This is a genomic window from Streptomyces sp. NPDC029044 (assembly GCF_040637495.1).
Lineage (GTDB): Bacteria > Actinomycetota > Actinomycetes > Streptomycetales > Streptomycetaceae > Streptomyces.
The window spans coordinates 62,200-82,694 of record NZ_JBEZWN010000002.1; the positions used below are offsets into that span (position 1 = coordinate 62,200).

The following is a 20,495-nucleotide window of genomic DNA, read 5'->3' on the forward strand; positions in this document are numbered from 1 at the left end:
GGGGAACTGCGCGACAAGCCCCCACCGACCCGCACGCGGCGATGATCCGCACCACCCCTGTGCTCCGCACGCTGCCTCCCCGTGAGGCAGAATCGGCGGCGATGAGCACCTACCGCGACCTCACCGCCCCCATCGGCTCCCGCCGTGCCACGGCCCTGCGCACCGCCGGCACCCGGGAGCGCCGCTCGCACCTGACGGCGCCGCGCGTGCCCACGGTCGGCATCGACATCGGCGGTACGAAGGTGATGGCGGGCGTCGTCGACGCCGACGGCAACATCCTGGAGATGCTCCGCACGGAGACCCCGGACAAGTCCAAGAGCCCCAAGGTCGTCGAGGACACCATCGCCGAGCTGGTCCTGGACCTCTCCGACCGGCACGACGTGCACGCCGTCGGCATCGGTGCGGCCGGCTGGGTGGACGCCGACCGCAACCGCGTGCTGTTCGCCCCCCACCTGTCCTGGCGCAACGAACCGCTCCGCGACCGCCTCTCGGGCCGGCTCTCCGTGCCCGTCCTCGTGGACAACGACGCCAACACCGCCGCCTGGGCGGAATGGCGCTTCGGCGCCGGCCGGGGCGAGGACCACCTCGTCATGATCACCCTCGGCACCGGCATCGGCGGCGCGATCCTGGAGGACGGCCAGGTCAAGCGCGGCAAGTACGGCGTCGCCGGCGAGTTCGGCCACATGCAGGTCGTGCCCGGCGGCCACCGCTGCCCGTGCGGCAACCGCGGCTGCTGGGAGCAGTACAGCTCCGGGAACGCCCTGGTCCGCGAGGCCCGGGAGCTGGCCGCCGCCGACTCGCCCGTCGCGTACGGGATCATCGAGCACGTCAAGGGCAGCATCGGCGACATCACCGGCCCGATGATCACCGAGCTGGCCCGTGACGGCGACGCCATGTGCATCGAGCTGCTCCAGGACATCGGCCAGTGGCTCGGCGTCGGCATCGCCAACCTCGCCGCCGCCCTCGACCCGTCCTGCTTTGTGATCGGCGGCGGCGTCTCGGCCGCCGACGACCTGCTGATCGGCCCGGCCCGGGACGCCTTCAAGCGGCACCTCACCGGCCGCGGCTACCGCCCCGAGGCGCGCATCGTCCGGGCCCAGCTCGGCCCCGAGGCCGGCATGGTCGGGGCCGCCGACCTCGCCCGGCTGGTCGCCCGCCGCTTCCGCCGCGCCAAGCGCCGCCGCGTGGAGCGCTACGAGCGGTACGAGCGCTACACGCAGTCGCTCCGCAGTACCCAGGAGACGCCGTGACCGCTTCCCTGCCCCACCAGGGATCCTGGCCCGACGAGCCGGACCGCCCGGTCGAGGACCGCCGCCACATGATCCGCCGCAGGGCCCTCACCCTGCTGATCATCGTCCTGCTCATCGGCATCCCGGCCGGCTACCTGGTGATCTCCGCGAACCAGAGCCGCGACAGCGGCAAGGACAAGGAGGCGAAGTACTCGGCGACCGGCCTGACCGAGGGCTGGCCCTCCAAGCTCCAGCGCCGGATCTACCAGGTGCCCGTGCCGCACCCGGCCTGGCACGTGGCGTACTACGAGACCAACAACTGGAAGACCAGCCGCCTCTACACCCAGTTCGAGACCAACGCCGCCGGTCTCGACGCCTACCTGACCGGCCTGGGCGTGACCAGGAAGGACCTGAAGCAGGGCGACGTCACCATCGGCGCCCGCGACCGGAAGGTCACCGGCTGGAAGTTCGCCACGACCGACTCCTGGTACGGCTTCGTCCACCGGCAGAAGAACCCGGCCCCCACCCACGACGTGGTGGTGGACCTGTCCAACCCGGCGTACCCCTGGGTGTACGTGGTCGCGCGGACCGTGCCCTGACCGTCGCCGGGGCCGATTGTCAGACCCCGCCCGTAGAGTCGGAGACAACTGATCCGGAACGCGGGCGGGAGGTGACCGGACGTATGGACCGCACGACTGCGGTGGCCGAGCGGGCCGAGGCGCCCGCCCTCCCGGCCAGGCTCCCGGTCGTCTTCCTGCCCGCCCCCCTCCCGCGCGAGGGCCGCATCGCCGTCTGGGACCCCGAAGGCGAACCCCTGCCCCCGGGGGACCCGGAGCACACCGCCGTCACCGAGCTGACCGTCGTACGACGGCACGGCGCCGCCGGGGTCCGGCGGCGCACCACCCCCGCACTGACCCTCCCGCTCGACGCGGCCCTGCCGCTCCTCGTGCGCGCCCGCCACGACCCGGGAGCCCACCCCGCCACCGCCTGCTGGGGCGCCGCCGCCCTCCATGCCCTGCGGCTGACCGCCCGCGGCCGGCTGCTGCCCGGCCTCACCTCCACGGGCCACGACGCCTGGCGCGCCGGCCCCCTCGACCCGGACGACATCGCGCACCTGCGCGCCGTCGCCGCCGCCCTGCCCTACGAGGGCCACCCCGTCCCGCTGCCCGGCCCGGGCCCGATCCGGCTGCCCGAACCGGAAGCGCTCGTCCGCGCCTTCCTGGACGCGGTCGCCGACACCCTGCCCCGCACCCCGGCCGCGCCGCACACCTCCGGCAGGCCCTTCGCGGCCCGCGAGCCCCAGCACCTGCCCGCCGCTCACGACTGGGCCGCAGAGGTCGCCGCCGGCATGGACGCCGGCGTGCGGATCTCGCTCCGCCTGGACCTGTCGGCCTACGACCTGTTCGACGACGCCTCCGACGGCCGTGCCCGCAGTGCCGGCGCGGCGATCGTCCAGGTGCACAGCCTCGCCGATCCCACCCTCGTGGCCGACGCGGCGGCCCTGTGGGCGGGGGAGGCCGACGACGCCTTCGGTCCCCGCGCGCGCGTGGACGCGGCCCTCGCCGTCCGCCGCGCGGCGCGGGTCTGGCCCCCGCTCGACCGGCTCGCCGACCAGGACGTGCCCGACGTGCTGGCCCTGACCGAGGACGAGCTGAGCGACCTGCTCGGCGTCGCGGCGACCCGGCTCGCCGCGGCCGGGGTCGCCGTGCACTGGCCGCGGGACCTCGCGCAGGACCTGTCCGCCGCCGCTGTGGTCCGCCCGGCCCCCGGCTCGGCGACCGACGGCACCAGCTTCTTCGAGAGCGAGGACCTCCTCCGGTTCCGCTGGCAGCTGGCGCTCGGCGGCGACCCGCTCACCGACACCGAGATGGACGCGCTCGCCGAGGCCCACCGCCCGGTCGTCCGGCTGCGCGACCGGTGGGTGCTGGTCGACCCGGCGCTGGTGCGCAAGGCCCGCAAACGGGACCTGGGCCTGCTCGACCCGGTCGATGCCCTGTCCGTCGCCCTCACCGGCACGGCCGACGTGGACGGCGAGACGGTCGAGGCCGTCCCCGTGGGCGCGCTGGCCGCCCTGCGCGACCGCCTGACCGCGGGGATCCGCCCGGCCGACCCGCCCCCGGCCCTTCAGGCCACCCTCCGGGACTACCAACTGCGGGGCCTGGCCTGGCTCGACCTGATGACCACCCTCGGCCTCGGCGGCTGCCTCGCCGACGACATGGGCCTCGGCAAGACCGTCACCCTCATCGCCCTGCACCTGAAACGGGCGCGCGGCGAACCCACGCTGGTCGTGTGCCCCGCCTCCCTGCTGGGCAACTGGCAGCGGGAGATCAACCGCTTCGCCCCCGGCGTGCCGGTCCGCCGCTTCCACGGCCCGGACCGCAGCCTCGACGGCCTGGACGGCGGCTTCGTCCTCACCACCTACGGCACCATGCGCTCGGCGGCCCCCGCCCTGGCCGAGCGAGCCTGGGGCATGGTCGTCGCCGACGAGGCGCAGCACGTCAAGAACCCGTACTCGGCCACCGCCAAGGCGCTGCGCACGATCCCGGCCCCCGCGCGCGTGGCCCTGACCGGCACACCCGTCGAGAACAACCTCTCGGAGCTGTGGGCGCTGCTCGACTGGACCACCCCCGGCCTGCTCGGCCCGCTGAAGTCCTTCCGCGCCCGGCACGCGCGTGCCGTGGAGAACGGCGAGGACGAGGAGGCGGTGGAGCGCCTCGCCCGACTGGTCAGGCCCTTCCTGCTGCGCCGCAAGAAGTCCGACCCGGGCATCGTGCCCGAGCTGCCGCCCAAGACGGAGACCGACCACCCGGTGCCGCTCACCCGCGAACAGGCCGCGCTGTACGAGGCGGTCGTCCGCGAGTCGATGCTCGCCATCGAGACGGCCGAGGGCATGCCCCGCCGCGGCCTGGTCCTGAAGCTCCTCACGTCGCTGAAGCAGATCTGCAACCACCCCGCGCTGTTCCTCAAGGAGGAGCACCACCCGGCCGCGGGCGTCCGGCTCGCCGCCCGCTCCGGCAAACTCGCCCTTCTCGACGAGCTGCTGGACACACTGCTGGCGGAGGACGGATCAGCCCTCGTCTTCACGCAGTACGTGGGGATGGCCCGCCTCATCACCTCCCACCTGGCCACCCGCGCGGTACCGGTCGACCTCCTCCACGGCGGTACGCCGGTCCCCGAGCGGGAGCGCATGGTGGACCGCTTCCAGGCCGGTTCGACACCCGTCCTGGTGCTGTCGCTCAAGGCGGCGGGCACTGGCCTCAACCTCACCCGGGCGGGACACGTCGTGCACTTCGACCGCTGGTGGAACCCGGCCGTCGAGGAACAGGCGACCGACCGCGCCTACCGCATCGGCCAGACCCAGCCGGTCCAGGTGCACCGCCTCATCACCGAGGGCACCGTCGAGGACCGCATCGCCGAGATGCTCCGGTCCAAGCGCGCCCTGGCCGACGCGATCCTCGGCTCCGGCGAGTCCTCCCTCACGGAACTGACGGACCGGGAGCTGTCCGACCTGGTGTCCCTGCGGAGGTCGTCATGACACCCGGCCCGGCCGACGAGGCCCGCCGGGCCCTGCGGGAGGCCCGCGCACGGGCGGCCCAGGGACCGGACCCGGCATCGTCCCCGCCCGGTGAGCCCGCGGGGCGGGACGTCCCGCGCCCCGGCGACACCGCCCGTGAGGCGCTGCGGAAGGCGGTGCCCGGGCACCGGGGGAGCGGCCGGCGAGAAGAGCAGGACGCGCAGGAGGAGACCCGGGGAGCCGGGGCTGCGACAGAGCCGCCGTCCGCGCCGGAGCGTTCGCGTGAAGACGCGGCCGGGCCCGCCCCGGCCGAGGTGCGAACCGAGGCGCAGGAGGCCGGGGCGCAGGAGGCCGAGGCGCAGGAGGCCGAGGCGCCCACGGCCGGTCCCCGCGGAGGTGCCCCCGACCGGCCCGGGCCCCGCGCGGCGGACATCGCGCGGGAGGCGCTGCGCGCGACCCGGGACGAAGCGCGGCGCGCTCGGGAGGAGACCGAGCGGGAAGGCGCCCGGCGCAGGCGCAGGGCGCGGCACAAGGGCGTGGACGAGAGGGCGGCGGCCGCCCGGCGAGCCCGCGACCACGGCGTCGGCGGGGGAGCAGCCGAGGTACGACAGCTGCTCTCGGACGCGTTCCGGATGCCGGATCTGTCAGATGCGCTGGACGTGTCCGGCCCCCCTGGGGCGTCCGCTACGCCAGATGTATCGGACGCCCCGGACCCGGCAGGACGGCCGGACACGCCGGCCGGACCGGAGGAGGCGCCCTCCGACCTCGACGAGAGGAACGGTCAGGCGACGTCGGCCGTGGCTCCCACCCCCGGGACGAGTGCCCCGGCGCCCCCGGCCGTGGCCGCGACCGACGCCCCGGAGCCCACGGCCCCGACAGCACCGGCGGCCCCGACCCCGCCGACCCGCGCCTCCGGGCCCGCCCACCCGGCGTCCCCGCCACCCGCCACGACCGCCCCCGGCCCAACAGCCGCCCCCACGGCTCCGGGCTCCATGGCGGCCCCCGGTCGCGACGGCGACCTGCGCCGCACCTTCCCGCCCTTCCCGCCCCGGGACGGCGACCGCTTCGCCGAGAGCTGGTGGGGAAACGCCTGGGTCGGTGCGCTGGAGCAGGGCGCGCTGGACGTGAAGCGGCTGGAGCGCGGGCGGGGGTACGCCGCGCAGGGGAATGTCGACGCCATCACCGTGACGCCCGGACTCGTCCTGGCCTACGTCCAGGGCAGCCGCCCCCGCCCGTACCGCGTCCAGGTACGGCTGCGCACGCTCGACGACACCGACTGGGACCGTTTCCTGGACGCGGCCGCCGACCGCCCAGGGCACATCGCGGCGCTGCTCGACAAGGAGATGCCCCAGTCCCTCGCGGAGTGCGGCGTGCCGCTGCTGCCCGGCCCCGGTGACCTGGAGCCCCGGTGCAGCTGCCCCGACCGCGGTCATCCCTGCAAGCACGCGGCGGCCCTCTGCTACCAGACCGCCCGGCTGCTCGACGCCGACCCCTTCGTCCTGCTCCTGCTGCGCGGCCGGGGCGAGCGGGAACTGCTCGACGCGCTGTCCCGGCTGAGCGCCACCCGCGCGGCGCGAGCCGCGCGCGACAAAGGCCCGGCGCCCCTGCCCGGCGTGCGGGCCGCGGAGGTCCTCGCGTCGCGCGCGCTCGCGCCCCTGCCCGCACCACTGCCTCCGCCCGCGCACCCCGAGCAGCCCCCGGCCTACCCGGCCGCCCCCGGCGGCCCGGACCCCTTGGCCCTGGACCAGCTCGCCACGGACGCCGCCGCCCGCGCCCACGCCCTGCTCGGCACCGGCCGTGACCCGGTCGGGCAGCTGACCTTCTGGCAGGACGCGGTGCGCCTGGCCGCGGCCCGCCCCGGGGCAGGGCTCACCGCCGGCACCCGGTCGCTCTACGCGTCCCTCGCCTCGGCGGCGGGCCGCACCCCGTCCGAGCTGGCCCGGGCGGTCGCCGCCTGGCGTCAGGGAGGGCTGGAGGGCCTCGCCGTACTGGAGGAGCCGTGGGACCCGCCGGCCGGGCGGTTCGACCGGGCCCGCCCCCTCCTGCTCGCCGCCGACCTGCCCGCCTTCCGCCCCTGGCGCAACCACCTCACCCACCCCCGGGGCCACCTCCAGCTCCGCCTCGGCCGCGACGGCCTCTGGTACGCCTACGAGTCCGATCCGGGCCACGACGACTGGTGGCCGAGAGGCACTCCCGACCTGGACCCGGTCGGCGCCCTCACCGGCCTCGGCGTGCCGAGCGACCTCTGAACGCGCCCCAGCGCCCATGGCCCGCATCCGAGTGCTCCCGGGCACATCAGTGAAGGCGGCGTGAGGGTTCACCGGTGATATCCGGGAGCCGGGTGCAAGGATCCCGGGACCCGTGTCGGCTGTGCCGGAACCGGCGGTTAGCGTGGAGCGGTGAGTGAGACCACGACCCCTGCCCTCCAGTACCGCTTCGACGGCCCCGAGGACGCCCCCGTCCTCATCCTCGGGCCCTCGCTCGGCACGACATGGCACATGTGGGACCGCCAGATCCCCGAGCTGACCAAGCAGTGGCGCGTCTTCCGGTTCGACCTGCCCGGCCACGGCGGCGCTCCCGCGTACCCGGCGGGCTCGGTGAGTGACCTCACCACGCGGCTGCTGGCCACCCTCGAAGGGCTCGGCGTGCAGCGCTTCGGCTACGCGGGCTGCGCGCTCGGCGGCGCTGTCGGCATCGAGCTGGCCCTGCGCCACCCGGAGCGGCTCGCCTCGCTCGCGCTGATCGCCGCCTCACCCCGCTTCGGCACGGCCGACGAGTTCCGCCAGCGGGGCGTGATCGTCCGCACGAACGGCCTCGACCCGATCGCCCGCAGCGCACCCGAGCGCTGGTTCACCGGCGGGTTCGCCGCCGCGCAGCCCGCGATCACCGAGTGGGCCGTGCAGATGGTGCGCACCACCGACCCCGGCTGCTACATCGCCTCCTGCGAGGCGCTCGCCGGCTTCGACGTGCGCTCCGAACTCGGGCGGGTCGGCGTCCCGACCCTGGTCCTGGTCGGATCCGACGACCAGGTCACCGGCCCCGCCGAGGCCCGTACCCTGGTCGCCGGCATCCCGGACGCCCGCCTCGCCGTCGTCCCCGGCGCGTCCCACCTCGTCCCGGTGGAGCAGCCCGGGGCGGTCACCGACCTGCTGGTGCGGCACTTCTCCACCGCCTGGCAGCCCGTCTTCGAGACCTCCACCGGCCAGACCGCCCTGCCCGCGGCCGCCCTCAAGCCGGTGCTGTCCCCCGCCCCGCCGCAGCCCCTGCAAACCGGGCCCGTCGCCGAGATCGCCCCGCTCGCCGTACCACCCCAGGCCCAGGGCCGGCCCGACCCGTACGACGCCGGGATCAAGGTCCGCCGCGAAGTGCTGGGCGACGCGCACGTGGACCGCGCGCTCGCCCAGGCCGACGAGTTCTCCGGGGACTTCCAGGAGTTCATCACCCGCTACGCCTGGGGCGAGATCTGGGACCGCCCCGGCCTGGACCGGCGCACCCGCAGCTGCGTCACCCTCACCGCCCTGGTCGCCGGCGGCCACCTGGACGAGCTGGCCGTCCACACCAGAGCCGCCCTGCGCAACGGCCTCACCCCGGCAGAGATCAAGGAAGTGCTGCTCCAGGCGGCCGTCTACTGCGGCGTCCCGGCCGCGAACAGCGCGTTCAAGGTGGCCCAGCAGGTCATCCGGCAGGAGACCACGCCCCAGGAGTGAGTCCGCGCGACGGGCGCGGAGGCAGGATGGATTCATGAAGCTCACGAAGAAGTCGCACGCCTGCGTCCGTCTGGAGAAGGACGGCCGGACCCTCGTCCTCGACCCCGGCGCCTTCACCGAGGAGGACGCCGCGCTCGGCGCCGACGCGATCCTCGTCACCCACGAGCACCCCGACCACTTCGACGAGTCCCGGCTGCGCGCCGCGATGGAGAGCAACCCGGCCGCCCAGATCTGGACCCTGCGGTCGGTCGCGGAGAAGATCTCCTCCGCCTTCCCCGGCCGCGTCCACACCGTCGGCCACGGCGACACCTTCACCACCGCCGGCTTCGACGTCCAGGTCCACGGCGAACTCCACGCCGTGATCCACCCGGACATCCCGCGCATCACCAACGTCGGCTACCTCGTCGACGGCGGCGCGGTCTTCCACCCCGGCGACGCCCTCACCGTCCCCGACCATCCGGTGGAGACGCTGATGCTCCCCGTCATGGCCCCCTGGAGCAAGATCTCCGAGGTCATCGACTACGTCCGTGAGGTCAAGCCGCAGCGCGCCTACGACATCCACGACGCCCTCCTCACCGACCTGGCCCGCCCGATCTACGACCGGCAGATCGGGCAGCTCGGCGGCGCGCAGCACCTGCGGCTGACGCCGGGGGAGTCCGCCGAGGTCTGAGGCCGCGCAGGGACCGGACCGCGTTGTCAGACCCTCCGGGTAGGTTGTGGGGCATGCGCATCGCGACCTGGAACGTGAACTCGATCACCGCCCGCCTGCCGAGGCTCCTGGCCTGGCTGGAGAGCAGCGGCACGGACGTGCTGTGCCTCCAGGAGGCCAAGGTCGCCGAGGAGCAGTTCCCCTCGGAGCAACTGCGCGAGCTGGGCTACGAGTCGGCGGTCCACGCGACCGGCCGGTGGAACGGCGTGGCGGTGCTCTCCCGCGTCGGCATCGAGGACGTCGTCAAGGGCCTGCCCGGCGACCCCGGGTTCGACGGCTCGGTGGAGCCCCGCGCCATCTCGGCGACGTGCGGCCCGCTGCGCGTCTGGTCGGTCTACGTGCCGAACGGCCGTGAGGTGGACCACCCGCACTACGCCTACAAGCTCCAGTGGTTCGAGGCCCTCAAGGCCGCCGTCGCCGGCGACGCGGCGGGCAGCCGCCCCTTCGCGGTGATGGGCGACTACAACGTGGCGCCGACGGACGACGACGTCTTCGACCCCGCCTTCTTCGAGGGCTCCACCCACGTCACCCCCGCCGAGCGCGCCGCCCTGGCCTCCCTGCGCGAGGCGGGCCTGTCCGACGTGGTCCCGCGCCCCCTCAAGTACGACCAGCCGTTCACGTACTGGGACTACCGCCAGCTCTGCTTCCCGAAGAACCGCGGCATGCGCATCGACCTGGTGTACGCCAACGCGCCCTTCGCGAAGGCGGTCGGCGACGCGTACGTGGACCGCGAGGAGCGCAAGGGCAAGGGCGCCTCGGACCACGCCCCCGTGGTCGTCGACCTGGACGTCTAGAGGCTTCGGGGCCGCAGCAGCCGCAGGTCGACGGAGTCCGCCAGGGCCGCCAGCCCCGTGTCGCCCGGATGCAGACGGTCCCCGCTGTCGTACGCGGGGAGCATCCGGGACGGCCGCTGCGGATCGCGGACCACCGCGTCGAAGTCGAGCACGGCGTCGAAGGCCTCGCCGCTGCGGATCCACTCGTTCACCGCGACCCGCTCGGCGTCGACGGCGGCGGTGCACCGCGCCTCGCCCTCGCAGGGCAGGATCGTCGCGGCGAGCATCCGCAGCCCCCGGGCGTGCCCCCGAGCAGCCAGCTCGCGCAGCCCGGCGATCACCGCCGGCGCGGACGCGCCCCACCGCAGATCGTTGACGCCCTCGAAGACGACGGCCGTACGCGCCGACGGCTGGGCGAGGACGTCCCGGTCGAAGCGGTGCAGGGCGCTCACCCCGGCCGTGTCCGTGGACACCCCGTCGCCGGGGTAGCGGTCGGTGACCACGCGGTTGCCCGAGATGCCGAGGTTCAGCACGCCGTAGCGCGGGACGGTGCTCTGCTTCAGGAGCCGGCCGGCCAGGACGTTCGGCCAGCGCCGGTTTGCGTCCACCGTGGACTTGTCGCCGTCGGTGATCGAGTCCCCGAGCAGCACCACGGAGCCGGGACCGCCGCTCACGTCGACCCCGGCGAGCAGCGGCCAGCGGGTGATCACCGAGGTGTACGCCCCGGCGGCGGTGTCGGCCGCGTGGTCGCCCGGCTCGCTGACGTACGAGCGCTGCTGGGCGAGCCCGTGCACCGGCGCGGCCGCCACCGTCCCGGGCAGATGGAAGCTCACCAGCAGATTGGTCTCCGCCGGTACGGAGAAGCCGAGCGGATCGCTGTACGCCTGGCCCCCGGCCGGGATCGTCACGCCCGCCGCACCGCCGAACGACAGCGCCACCGGGGTGCCCCGCGAGGCCGCGCCGGACGCCTGCACCGCGACCGTCGCGCTCCCGATCCGCACCGGAGCGGCCGCGAAGGTGTTGTCGAACCGCATCCGCACCCGGGGCCCGCCGGTGGACGTGTGCACGACCAGTCGCAGCGTCCGGTCCGTCCAGGGGCCCACGGCGGCGTAGCCGCCCGTGGCGGTCGTCCAGCTGCCCGTCCAGCCCTGTGTGGCGGTCCGAACCGACATCGCGAAGACGTGCAGCCCGGCCGCGCTCGGCAGCCGGACCGACCTCACCGCGCGCCCCGGCACCAGCGGCACCGTCACGACGTACAGGCGGGCCTGCCGGTCGAGTCGGCCGCCGGGCGTGTTGATGTGCGGCAGGGCCACCGCCTTGGTCGCGAGCGGCCCGGTACGCCAGTCGGGCGCGGTGAGCCGGTACCGGGAGCGGGTGCCGTTCGCGTACGTGACCGTGCCCGGGCCGCCCACCTCCGTGCCGCCGGTGCCCGCCACCAGGAAGGCCAGGGCGTCCCCGCGCCCCGTGACCCGCACGTCCTGCCCGGCGGCGCGGACGTTGTCCGGCTCGCCGGGCCGGCGCTTCGGCCAGGTCAGCCGGGTGCCCTGCACGGTGAGCACGCGGCCGGGCGTCCAGCCCGCGGCCGTGAGGTCCCGCGCCGACAGCGAGGCGCCCAAGCCGTCGAAGTCGGCCTCCCGGGGCCGGCTGTCGTCGCTGACCGCCACGTTGTCGAACAGCCGCTCCAGCGGCACCGGTGCCGCCCGCTCCCGCTCGGCGGCCTGCGCCGACACCGTCGGCACCAGCGACCCGCACAGGCTCAGGACGACCAGGATCCCCCGGACACATCGGCGCACGGCCGACTCCTCCCGCTCATCGACACACGACGCAACAGACGGAACGCAGAGACGAAACCGAAGAGACGAAACCGAAGAGACGAAACCGAAGAGACAACGACAGCCGGGACACAAGACGCACGGTGAAGTTAGGGAGACGGGAGTGACCCGTCAACGCGCCCTGCGTGAACTCGGCCTGAACTCGACCGGGATCGGCGGACCCGCGCGCCCTGTGGTGCGTACGGCGGTACGAATGACACGCTGGGAGTATGAACATCCCTTTCCTGGGCAACCGGCGCCGGAAGGTCGGGTTCCCCGACCCCGCAGGCATCGCGGAACTCCTCGCCGAGTGCGAACTGCTCCGCTCCCAGGCGTACCGGGAGGGCGTCCGGCTGGACGACTCCGCGGCCTCCCTGGAGGCGCTCGACCAGCTCGTGCCGCGCTGGCGGGACGACGAGGAGACGCTGCCCTGGCTCGGCAACGACGCCGGTCTCTACCTCGGCACCGTCATCGTGCGCACGGTTCCGGGAGCCGCCTGGGAGATCCGGTCCGACGGACAACCGGTCGTGCGACTGGTCTCCGGCCGGGAGTTCGACGTCGTGGACTCCGGTCACGAGTGGGCGGTGAACGGGGTCCCCGAGCTGTCGCAGCTGTACGCCGAAGTCGCGGAGTCGTGAGCCCCATGACCGCAACCTTTGGCCCAAAGTCCGGCGTAAATACGGCTAATGATCGAAAAGTGCGTGTCGCCCGACAAGTCCGATCTTGCCTGGATACGTTGCGGCAACCACCACACAGCTGAGAGTGAGTAGGGCTGAGCATGGCCGTCGAGCCGCTGATCGAGCTGCGTGACGTCAACAAGCACTTCGGGGAGCTGCATGTCCTCCAGGACATCAACCTCACCGTCGGCCGGGGGGAGGTCGTCGTGGTCATCGGCCCGTCGGGCTCGGGGAAGTCGACCCTCTGCCGGGCGATCAACCGGCTGGAGACCATCGAGTCCGGGGAGATCGTCCTCGACGGGCAGCCGCTGCCGGAGGAGGGCAAGCCCCTGGCCCGGCTCCGCGCGGACGTCGGCATGGTCTTCCAGTCGTTCAACCTCTTCGCCCACAAGACCGTCCTCCAGAACGTCTCCCTGGGGCAGGTCAAGGTCCGCGGGCGCCGGAAGGAGGACGCCGACAAGCGCTCCCGTGAACTCCTCGACCGGGTCGGCGTCGCCAATCAGGCGGACAAGTACCCGGCACAGCTCTCCGGCGGCCAGCAGCAGCGCGTGGCCATCGCCCGCGCCCTGGCCATGGAGCCCAAGGCGATGCTCTTCGACGAGCCGACCTCGGCCCTGGACCCGGAGATGATCAACGAGGTGCTGGAGGTCATGAAGCAACTGGCCCGCGACGGCATGACCATGATCGTCGTCACGCACGAGATGGGCTTCGCCCGCTCGGCCGCCAACCGGGTCGTCTTCATGTCCGACGGCCGGATCGTCGAGGACCGCAGCCCCGACGAGTTCTTCACCAACCCGAGCAGTGACCGCGCCAAGGACTTCCTCTCCAAGATCCTCAAGCACTGAACGGGCAGGCACCGGACGGCTCATCGGATCGGACCTCGACTACGATGTGCCCTTCATCCCTGTCGGAGAGGGGGACTTCGCCGAAGACCGCCGATCCCGCCGGGGATGAGCAGACCGCCCGCCCGGTCCGCGGGGCACTTCCCACCGGGTGCGGCCCCCACGGCCCGAAGGCCACGGGGGCGGCGGTTCACATCGGCCAGGCCCGTCCGGCGGCAGCCGGAGATCACTGCTCGCGCAGCGGAACCGACACGTACGACGGGTCGTTCGCCGGTGAGGAGAAGGTCAGCTGCGCGCCGGACGGGTTGTGCTCGATGTAGAGCGGGTCGACCGTGTCGACGACCAGGGCGAGGCGGTGCCCGGCCGGGACGTCATAGGCCGTGGAGTACAGCTCCAGGTCGACGCCGAACGGCCTTCCGGGGGTGCGCCCGTGGAAGGTGTACGGCGCGTGGGTGACCAGCTTGCCGAGGCCGAGCGGCCCCACGTCGTACAGGTAGGCGACGAGGGTGCCGCTCTCCTTGGTCGGGGTGAGGGTCGTGTGCAACTTCGTCGTTCCGCGCACCCGTTGGGCCGTGGCCGACTTCTCCGACTGCCACACGGCAGCCCAGCGGCGGGGGAGCAGGGGGATCGAGGCCATGGGCGGCAGCTGGGCCACCTGGTCGAGGATGCTGGACAGGAAGACGACACCGCCGTCCGCCCCCGAGTTGACGTTCGCGCGGATCGTCTTCGCTCCTCCGAGGGCGATCTTGCGGTCCGTGGCGCCAGCCGACTTCCAGTCCGGATAGCCCTCGTAGCCGCCCGTGGAGCGGGACTTGAGCTGGACGGGCTGCTCGCGGTCGATGCCGTTGTCCTCGCCCCTGAGGTAGTGGTCGAACCAGCGCTCGGTGTCCTTCCACACGTCGTTGGGCAGTCCGAACAGGCCGGTCAGTTCGGCTGTCGCGTGGTCGCCGGGGCGCATCTCCAGCCGCTTCGGACCGGTCAGCTTCTCGTAGAAGTCGGCGTACTGGTTGGGCGGGAAGACGCTGTCGCCCCAGGCGTTGGCGAGCATGATCGCCGCGCCGTTCTCGTTGATCCGGTCGACGTACGTCGCAGCGGAACGTTTCTTCCCCCACGCGATGAGTTCCGGCTCCTTCGCCAGGTTGGAGCTGTAGAAGTCGTCGAAGATCTGCCGCAGTTCGGCGCCCTGGCGGCCCGTCACCACGCTCGCGCCGTCCAGCAGGGCGGCGGCCTGGAGGTGCTGGGTGCGTCCGGCGTAGATCGAGTCGATCAGGTCGGCCCAGCCGCTGAGTGAGGCGACCGCCTTGATCCGCTTGTCGTGCGCGGCGGTGAGCAGGCTGATGCCCGCGCCGTAGGAGACACCCGCCATGCCGATGTGCCCGGCGTCCGCGGGGGTGTGCGCGAGTGCCCAGTCGATGACCTTCGACGCGTCGGCGACGTCGGGTGGGCCCGCCACTTCTATCTCGCCGCCCGACTGCCAGAACCCGCGCACGTTGTACGTGACCACGACGTACCCGGAGTCGGCGAGCTTCTGCGCCTGGGCCAGGTACTCGATCTGGGGCAGTCCCCAGCTCGTGGGCAGGACGAGCAGCGGGTAGCGGTCGGTGCCGCGGGCGCCGGCCGGGGTCACGACGTTGGCCTTGAGGACGGTGCCGCCGTCGCCGGCGATGTCGACGAAGCGGACGGGGTTCGGCGCCGCCTGTGCGGTGGGGGCGAATCCGAGGGCGGTGCCGGCGACCAGGGTCGCCGAGACGGCGCCTACGGCGGTGGTGCGCAGGGCCTTGCGGTGGGGTCCCACGGGTCACTCCTCACTCGTGTCAGTGCAAAGTGACCGAACGGTAACCTCGACGTCTTACCAGGGGTAACCCGTCAGTAAGTTACGTGCCAGTAACGATTGTTGAGTGGTGGAGGACTTCAGGAGGCGCGGTGTGTAGTGCGTGGAGCCGTCGCCGCGGCGGGCAGCGCGGTCTGCGCCGCCCGCGTCACGTCCTCCACCAGCTCGACGACGTCCGGGCCGTACGCCTGCGAGTTGATCACCTTGAGCAGCAGCACGAACGACCCGGTGCCGTACTTGCGGGTCAGGCGCTCGTGGTTGCGGGCGAGGTAGCGGGTGGCGGCCTGGTTGGTGATGGCCCGCTGGCCGCAGAAGAGGAACACGGGCCGGGCGTCCCGGCGGTCGCCGACGGTGAGCCGGGCCAGCAGCACGTACTCCGTGATGCCCGGGTCCATGCGGTAGCGCTCACCACCGATCTGGAAGGCGCCCCGGTCCGGCCCCGGTTCGGGGTCGATGTTGACGCGCACCCCGGGCAGCATGGCCGACATGTGCGCCATCATGCGGCGGTTCGACCCCGGGCCGCCCACGCAGAACTCGGTGCGCTCCCCGAAGCCCTGATGCGCCGAGTCCTGGGTGACGACGTGGAGGTGTGCCCCGCAGTCCTTGATCAGCGCCGAGAGCTCAAGGAGCGCGTACACGTCGAAGCGGTGCACCGCCGGTTCGCTCGCGGCCGGATCGCGGTTGACGACGAGCAGGGACTCGGAGTTCTCGGGCAGTCCGAAGAAGGCCTGCTTGCGCCGGAGTTTGCGCCTCCACAGGAACGTACGGGCGAGCCAGCCCAGGGAGGCGCTGATGCCCGCCGCGATCACGCCCAGCACGATGTTGCGCACGTCGTCATTCATGGGCGCGCATGGTAGCGGGCCCGACGCACCGGTGTTCGACGCCTGCCTGACGCGGCCATGGCGATGAATTAAGCTGCGCGGACGGCTTTCGACTGGAGGTGCGGATGCGTCGCCCTGTCGCACGGAATCTGACGGTCCTGGCGGTTTCGGCCGCCGTGGTGGTGTCGGTGGGAGCGGCGGCGCCGCCACCCGCCGCGCAGAGCGCCGGCGGTGGGAAGACCCCGCTGGCCGTCGGCTACGGGGGTGCCGTCTCCAGCGTCGACCCGGACGCCTCCGCCGCCGGGATCGAGGTCCTGAGGAAGGGCGGCAACGCCGTCGACGCCGCCGTCGCCACGGCCGCCGCGCTCGGCGTCACCGAGCCCTACTCCGCCGGCATCGGCGGGGGCGGCTACTTCGTGTACTACGACGCCAAGTCCCGCACGGTACGCACCGTCGACGGCCGTGAGACGGCGCCGCTGAGCGCCGACGAGAACCTGTTCGTCGAGGACGGCAAGCCCATCCCCTTCCCCGAAGTCGTCAGCAGCGGCCTGAGTGTCGGCACCCCGGGGACGCCGGCCACCTGGCAGACCGCACTCGACCAGTGGGGCAGCAAGCGACTCGCGAGTGTCCTGAAGCCGGCCGAGCGGCTCGCGCGCGACGGCTTCACCGTCGACGAGACGTTCCGCTCGCAGACGGCGTCCAACGAGACCCGCTTCCGCTACTTCCCGGACACCGCCGACCTGTTCCTCCCGGGCGGCGAACTCCCCGTCGTCGGCTCCACCTTCAAGAACCCCGACCTCGCCCGCACGTACGCGGAGCTGGGACGCAAGGGCGTCGACGCGCTCTACCGCGGCCGGCTCGGCCGGGACGTCGTCGACACCGTCAACAAGCCGCCCGTGGACCCCGGCTCCGGCTGGAACGCCCGGCCCGGCGACCTGACCACGAAGGACCTGGCCGCCTACCGCACCAAGGTCCAGGCGCCCACCAGGACCTCCTACCGGGGCCTCGGCGTCTACTCCATGGCGCCGTCCTCCTCCGGAGGCACGACGGTCGGGGAGGCGCTCAACATCCTGGAGCGCACCGACCTGTCGAAGGCGAGCAAGGCGAAGTACCTGCACCGCTTCATCGAGGCCAGCCGGATCGCGTTCGCCGACCGGGGCCGGTGGGTGGGCGACCCCGCCTTCGAGGACGTGCCGACGAAGGGACTGCTGTCGCAGCGGTTCGCCGACTCGCGCGAGTGCCTCATCAAGGACGACGCGGTGCTCACCAGCCCGGTGCCGCCGGGCGATCCGCGTCATCCTGAGCGGTGCGGCTCCGGTGGTACGGCCGCGCCGACGACGTACGAGGGCGACAGCACCACGCACCTGACGGTGGCCGACAAGTGGGGCAACGTCGTCGCCTACACGCTCACCATCGAGCAGACCGGCGGCAGCGGGATCACCGTCCCCGGGCGGGGGTTCATCCTCAACAACGAGCTGACGGACTTCTCCTTCGCACCGGCCAACCCCGCGGTGCACGACCCGAACCTGCCGGGGCCGGGCAAGCGCCCGCGGTCGTCGATGTCGCCGACGATCGTGCTGGACCGGCACCACCAGCCCGTCGTGGCGCTCGGATCGCCGGGTGGCGCGACGATCATCACGACCGTTCTCCAGACGCTCACCGGGCTCGTCGACCGGGGGCTGCCGCTGGTCGACGCGATCGCGGCGCCCCGGGCCAGTCAGCGCAACGCCGCGCAGACCGAGCTGGAGCCCGGCTTCGACCGTGACGTCAGGAAGCAGCTGGAGGCGATCGGGCACTCCTTCAAGGCGAACCCGGAGATCGGTGCGGCTACGGGTGTTCAGCGGCTGCCGGGTGGGAAGTGGCTGGCAGCCGCGGAGACCGTGCGGCGGGGTGGAGGGTCGGCCATGGTGGTACGACCCGCGGGCTGACGTGCCGGTGTAGGTGCGCGGGGGCTGGTCGCGCAGTTCCCCGCGCCCCTCAGGAGGGCGTTGCCGAACTCGGTGTCTGGAAGGTCAAGTGGCCGTCCGCCGTGTCCACGGTGACCCGGCCGCCCTCCTTCACCCGGCCGTCCAGCAGCAGGCGTGACAGTTCGTTGTCCACCTCGCGCTGGATGGTGCGGCGGAGCGGGCGGGCGCCGTACTCCGGCTGGTAGCCGCGGTCGGCCAGCCATTCCACCGCGCGGTCGGTGAAGGTCACCGTGACGCCCTTGCCCTGCACGAGGGAACGGGTGCGGTCCAGCAGCAGGTTGGTGATCCGCCGCAGCTGTTCCGTGGTCAGCTGGCGGAAGACGACGATCTCGTCGATGCGGTTGAGGAACTCGGGGCGGAAGTGCTCGCGCAGGGGCCGCAGGATCTGCTCGCGGCGGGCCTCCTCGTCCGCGTCGGCGCCGCCCGCGGCGAAGCCCGTCGTGGCGCCCCGGCGGGTGATCGCCTCGGAGCCGAGGTTGCTCGTCATCACGATGACCGTGTTGCTGAAGTCCACCGTGCGGCCCTGGGAGTCGGTCAGCCGGCCGTCGTCGAGGACCTGGAGCAGGATGTTGAAGACGTCCGGGTGGGCCTTCTCCACCTCGTCCAGCAGCAGCAGCGAGTACGGGTGGCGGCGCACGACCTCGGTGAGCTGGCCCGCCTCCTCGTGGCCGACGTAGCCGGGCGGGGCGCCGATCAGCCGGCTGACGGTGTGGCGCTCCTGGTACTCGCTCATGTCGAGCCGGACCATGCGGTCCTCGCTGCCGAACAGCGCCTCGGCGAGCGCGCGGGCCAGCTCGGTCTTGCCGACGCCCGTCGGACCGAGGAACAGGAAGCTGCCGATCGGGCGGTCGGGGGCCGCCAGCCCGGCGCGGGAGCGCAGCACCGCGTCCGAGACGACCCGCACGGCCTCGTCCTGGCCGACCACCCGCTGGTGCAGGTGCTCCTCCAGGCCCAGCAGACGGTCCTTCTCCTCCTGGGTGAGGCTGCTGACCGGGATGCCCGTCTGCCGGGACACCACCTCGGCGATCGACTCGGCCCCGACGACCAGGTCCTGGCCCTCGTCGACCTCGCCGTCACCGCCGGCCTCGGTGATCCGCTGCTTCAGCTCCACGATCCGGTCGCGCAACTGGGTGGCCTGCTCGTACTGCTCGTCGGCGACGGCCTGGTCCTTGTCCCGGGTCAGCTGCTCCAGCTCCCGTTCCATGGACCGGACGTCCGTGCCCTTGGTCCGGGCCCGCAGCCGCACCCGGGCACCGGCCTGGTCGATGAGGTCGATGGCCTTGTCGGGCAGGCGGCGGTCGGTGAGGTAGCGGTCGGACAGCTCCACGGCCGCCACCAGGGCCTCGTCGGTGTAGCGGACCTGGTGGTGGGCCTCGTAGCGGTCCTGGAGGCCGCGCAGGATCTCGATGGCGTCCGCGGCGGTGGGCTCCGGCACCATGATCGGCTGGAAGCGGCGGGCCAGCGCCGCGTCCTTCTCGATCCGGCGGTACTCCTCCAGAGTGGTGGCGCCCACGATGTGCAGCTCGCCCCGGGCGAGGGCCGGCTTGAGGATGTTGCCGGCGTCCATCGAGCTGCCGTCGCCGCCGCCGGAACCGGCGCCCACGACCGTGTGCAGCTCGTCGATGAAGATGATCAACTGGTCGGAGTGGGCGCGGATCTCGCCCACGATGTTGTTCATCCGCTCCTCGAAGTCGCCCCGGTAGCGGGTGCCCGCGACCACGCCCGTGAGGTCCAGGGCGACCACCCGGCGCCCGATCAGTACATCGGGCACGTCCGCCTCGGAGATGCGCTGCGCCAGCCCTTCCACGATGGCCGTCTTGCCGACTCCCGCGTCACCGATCAGCACCGGGTTGTTCTTGCCGCGCCGGGAGAGGACCTCGACGGTCTGCTCGATCTCCTGGTCCCGGCCGATCACCGGGTCGATCCGGCCCTGCCGGGCCAGTTCGGTGAGGTCACGGCCGTACTTGTCGAGGGTCGGCGTGTTCGTCGGGCGTGGACGCTCGGACTGGGGCACCTCCGGCGCCTCGGGCGGTTCGGAGGGGGCGAAGCGGGCCGCGTTGAGGATGTGCCCGGCGGCGGAGTCGGGGTTGGAGGCCAGGGCGCTGAGCACGTGCTCCGGGCCGATGTAGCCGTAGCCGCGGGCCCGGGCCATGTCGTGGGCGTCCAGCAGGGCCCGCTTGGCGGCCGGGGTGAGGGAGAGCGCGGTCGGCGGCGGGGCGTCGTCCGGCGTGTGCTGGGCCGGTCCCGAGCGGTCGTCGATCTGCGACGCCAGTGAGTCGGGGTTCGCGCCGGCCTTGCTGAGCAGGGTGCGCGTGGGCTCGGTGGCGAGCGCCGCCCGCAGCAGATGCTGCGTGTCGAGGTCCCGGCTGCCGTGCTCGGCGGCGTACTGTGCGGCGCCGCGGACGAGTTCCCGGGCCGGCTGGCTGAGCAGCCGTCCGAGATCGATCTGCCGGGGACCGGGACGCGGTCCGCCGAAGAAGCGTGCGAGGAATTCTCCGAAGGGATCCGAGCCGTAGCCCTCCGGGCTGGTGAAGCCGCTGCTCATGGGCCTTCCGTTCCCGGCGTCCCCGGCGCGCGGGCGGGGGACGCCCTCGCTGGTCGACGTGCCGGGGTC

14 protein-coding genes are annotated in these 20,495 nt (G+C 73.2%); 10 read left to right on the top strand and 4 right to left on the bottom strand.

Going from position 1 to position 20,495, the window contains the following annotated elements:
- Positions 1 to 101 precede the first annotated feature (101 nt).
- From AB0E85_RS02280 to AB0E85_RS02310, 7 genes are all read left to right on the top strand, one after another.
- Complete coding sequence (locus AB0E85_RS02280) at positions 102 to 1,250, top strand: ROK family glucokinase (protein ID WP_361921559.1); 1,149 nt, start codon at positions 102 to 104, stop codon at positions 1,248 to 1,250.
- A complete protein-coding gene (locus tag AB0E85_RS02285; RefSeq protein WP_361921561.1) occupies positions 1,247 to 1,828 on the top strand; it encodes a sugar kinase in 582 nt (193 codons plus the stop codon). The genes AB0E85_RS02280 and AB0E85_RS02285 overlap by 4 nt, the downstream gene beginning before the upstream one ends.
- An 83-nt stretch (positions 1,829 to 1,911) precedes the next feature.
- Positions 1,912 to 4,764 (top strand): SNF2-related protein, encoded by a 2,853-nt coding sequence (locus AB0E85_RS02290; RefSeq protein WP_361921563.1) that lies wholly within the window; start codon positions 1,912 to 1,914, stop codon positions 4,762 to 4,764.
- Positions 4,761 to 6,992, top strand: coding sequence for an SWIM zinc finger family protein (locus AB0E85_RS02295; protein WP_361921565.1), 2,232 nt, complete (start codon positions 4,761 to 4,763; stop codon positions 6,990 to 6,992). The genes AB0E85_RS02290 and AB0E85_RS02295 overlap by 4 nt, the downstream gene beginning before the upstream one ends.
- Positions 6,993 to 7,142: 150 nt before the next feature.
- On the top strand, positions 7,143 to 8,450 hold the full coding sequence (gene pcaC, locus AB0E85_RS02300) for a 4-carboxymuconolactone decarboxylase (protein WP_361921567.1): 1,308 nt from the start codon (positions 7,143 to 7,145) through the stop codon (positions 8,448 to 8,450).
- A gap of 34 nt (positions 8,451 to 8,484) precedes the next feature.
- Positions 8,485 to 9,120 (top strand): MBL fold metallo-hydrolase, encoded by a 636-nt coding sequence (locus AB0E85_RS02305; RefSeq protein WP_361921569.1) that lies wholly within the window; start codon positions 8,485 to 8,487, stop codon positions 9,118 to 9,120.
- A gap of 53 nt (positions 9,121 to 9,173) precedes the next feature.
- Positions 9,174 to 9,953: an exodeoxyribonuclease III gene (locus AB0E85_RS02310; RefSeq protein ID WP_361921571.1), complete on the top strand. Its 780-nt coding sequence runs from the start codon at positions 9,174 to 9,176 to the stop codon at positions 9,951 to 9,953.
- Here AB0E85_RS02310 and AB0E85_RS02315 read toward each other — a convergent pair.
- Positions 9,950 to 11,725, bottom strand: a complete 1,776-nt coding sequence (locus AB0E85_RS02315; protein ID WP_361921573.1) for an SGNH/GDSL hydrolase family protein — start codon at positions 11,723 to 11,725, stop codon at positions 9,950 to 9,952. The two genes, AB0E85_RS02310 and AB0E85_RS02315, sit on opposite strands and share 4 nt — an antisense overlap.
- A 248-nt stretch (positions 11,726 to 11,973) precedes the next feature.
- On the opposite strand from AB0E85_RS02315, the gene AB0E85_RS02320 reads away from it, so the two are divergent.
- On the top strand, positions 11,974 to 12,381 hold the full coding sequence (locus AB0E85_RS02320) for a DUF6278 family protein (RefSeq protein WP_361921575.1): 408 nt from the start codon (positions 11,974 to 11,976) through the stop codon (positions 12,379 to 12,381).
- 140 nt (positions 12,382 to 12,521) lie between these two features.
- Entirely contained in the window at positions 12,522 to 13,265 is a 744-nt protein-coding gene (locus AB0E85_RS02325; protein WP_361921577.1) for an amino acid ABC transporter ATP-binding protein, read from the top strand.
- Between the two features lie 223 nt (positions 13,266 to 13,488).
- Here AB0E85_RS02325 and AB0E85_RS02330 read toward each other — a convergent pair whose 3' ends face one another.
- A complete protein-coding gene (locus tag AB0E85_RS02330; protein WP_361921579.1) occupies positions 13,489 to 15,057 on the bottom strand; it encodes a CocE/NonD family hydrolase in 1,569 nt (522 codons plus the stop codon).
- 116 nt (positions 15,058 to 15,173) lie between these two features.
- Positions 15,174 to 15,935, bottom strand: a complete 762-nt coding sequence (locus AB0E85_RS02335) for a hypothetical protein (protein WP_361921581.1) — start codon at positions 15,933 to 15,935, stop codon at positions 15,174 to 15,176.
- Positions 15,936 to 16,039: 104 nt separating this feature from the next.
- Between AB0E85_RS02335 and ggt the strand changes: the two genes are divergently transcribed.
- Complete coding sequence (gene ggt / locus AB0E85_RS02340; protein WP_361921583.1) at positions 16,040 to 17,842, top strand: gamma-glutamyltransferase; 1,803 nt, start codon at positions 16,040 to 16,042, stop codon at positions 17,840 to 17,842.
- 49 nt (positions 17,843 to 17,891) lie between these two features.
- On the opposite strand, the gene AB0E85_RS02345 is transcribed toward ggt, so the two are convergent.
- On the bottom strand, positions 17,892 to 20,426 hold the full coding sequence (locus AB0E85_RS02345) for an ATP-dependent Clp protease ATP-binding subunit (protein ID WP_361921585.1): 2,535 nt from the start codon (positions 20,424 to 20,426) through the stop codon (positions 17,892 to 17,894).
- Between the last annotated feature and the right edge of the window lie 69 nt (positions 20,427 to 20,495).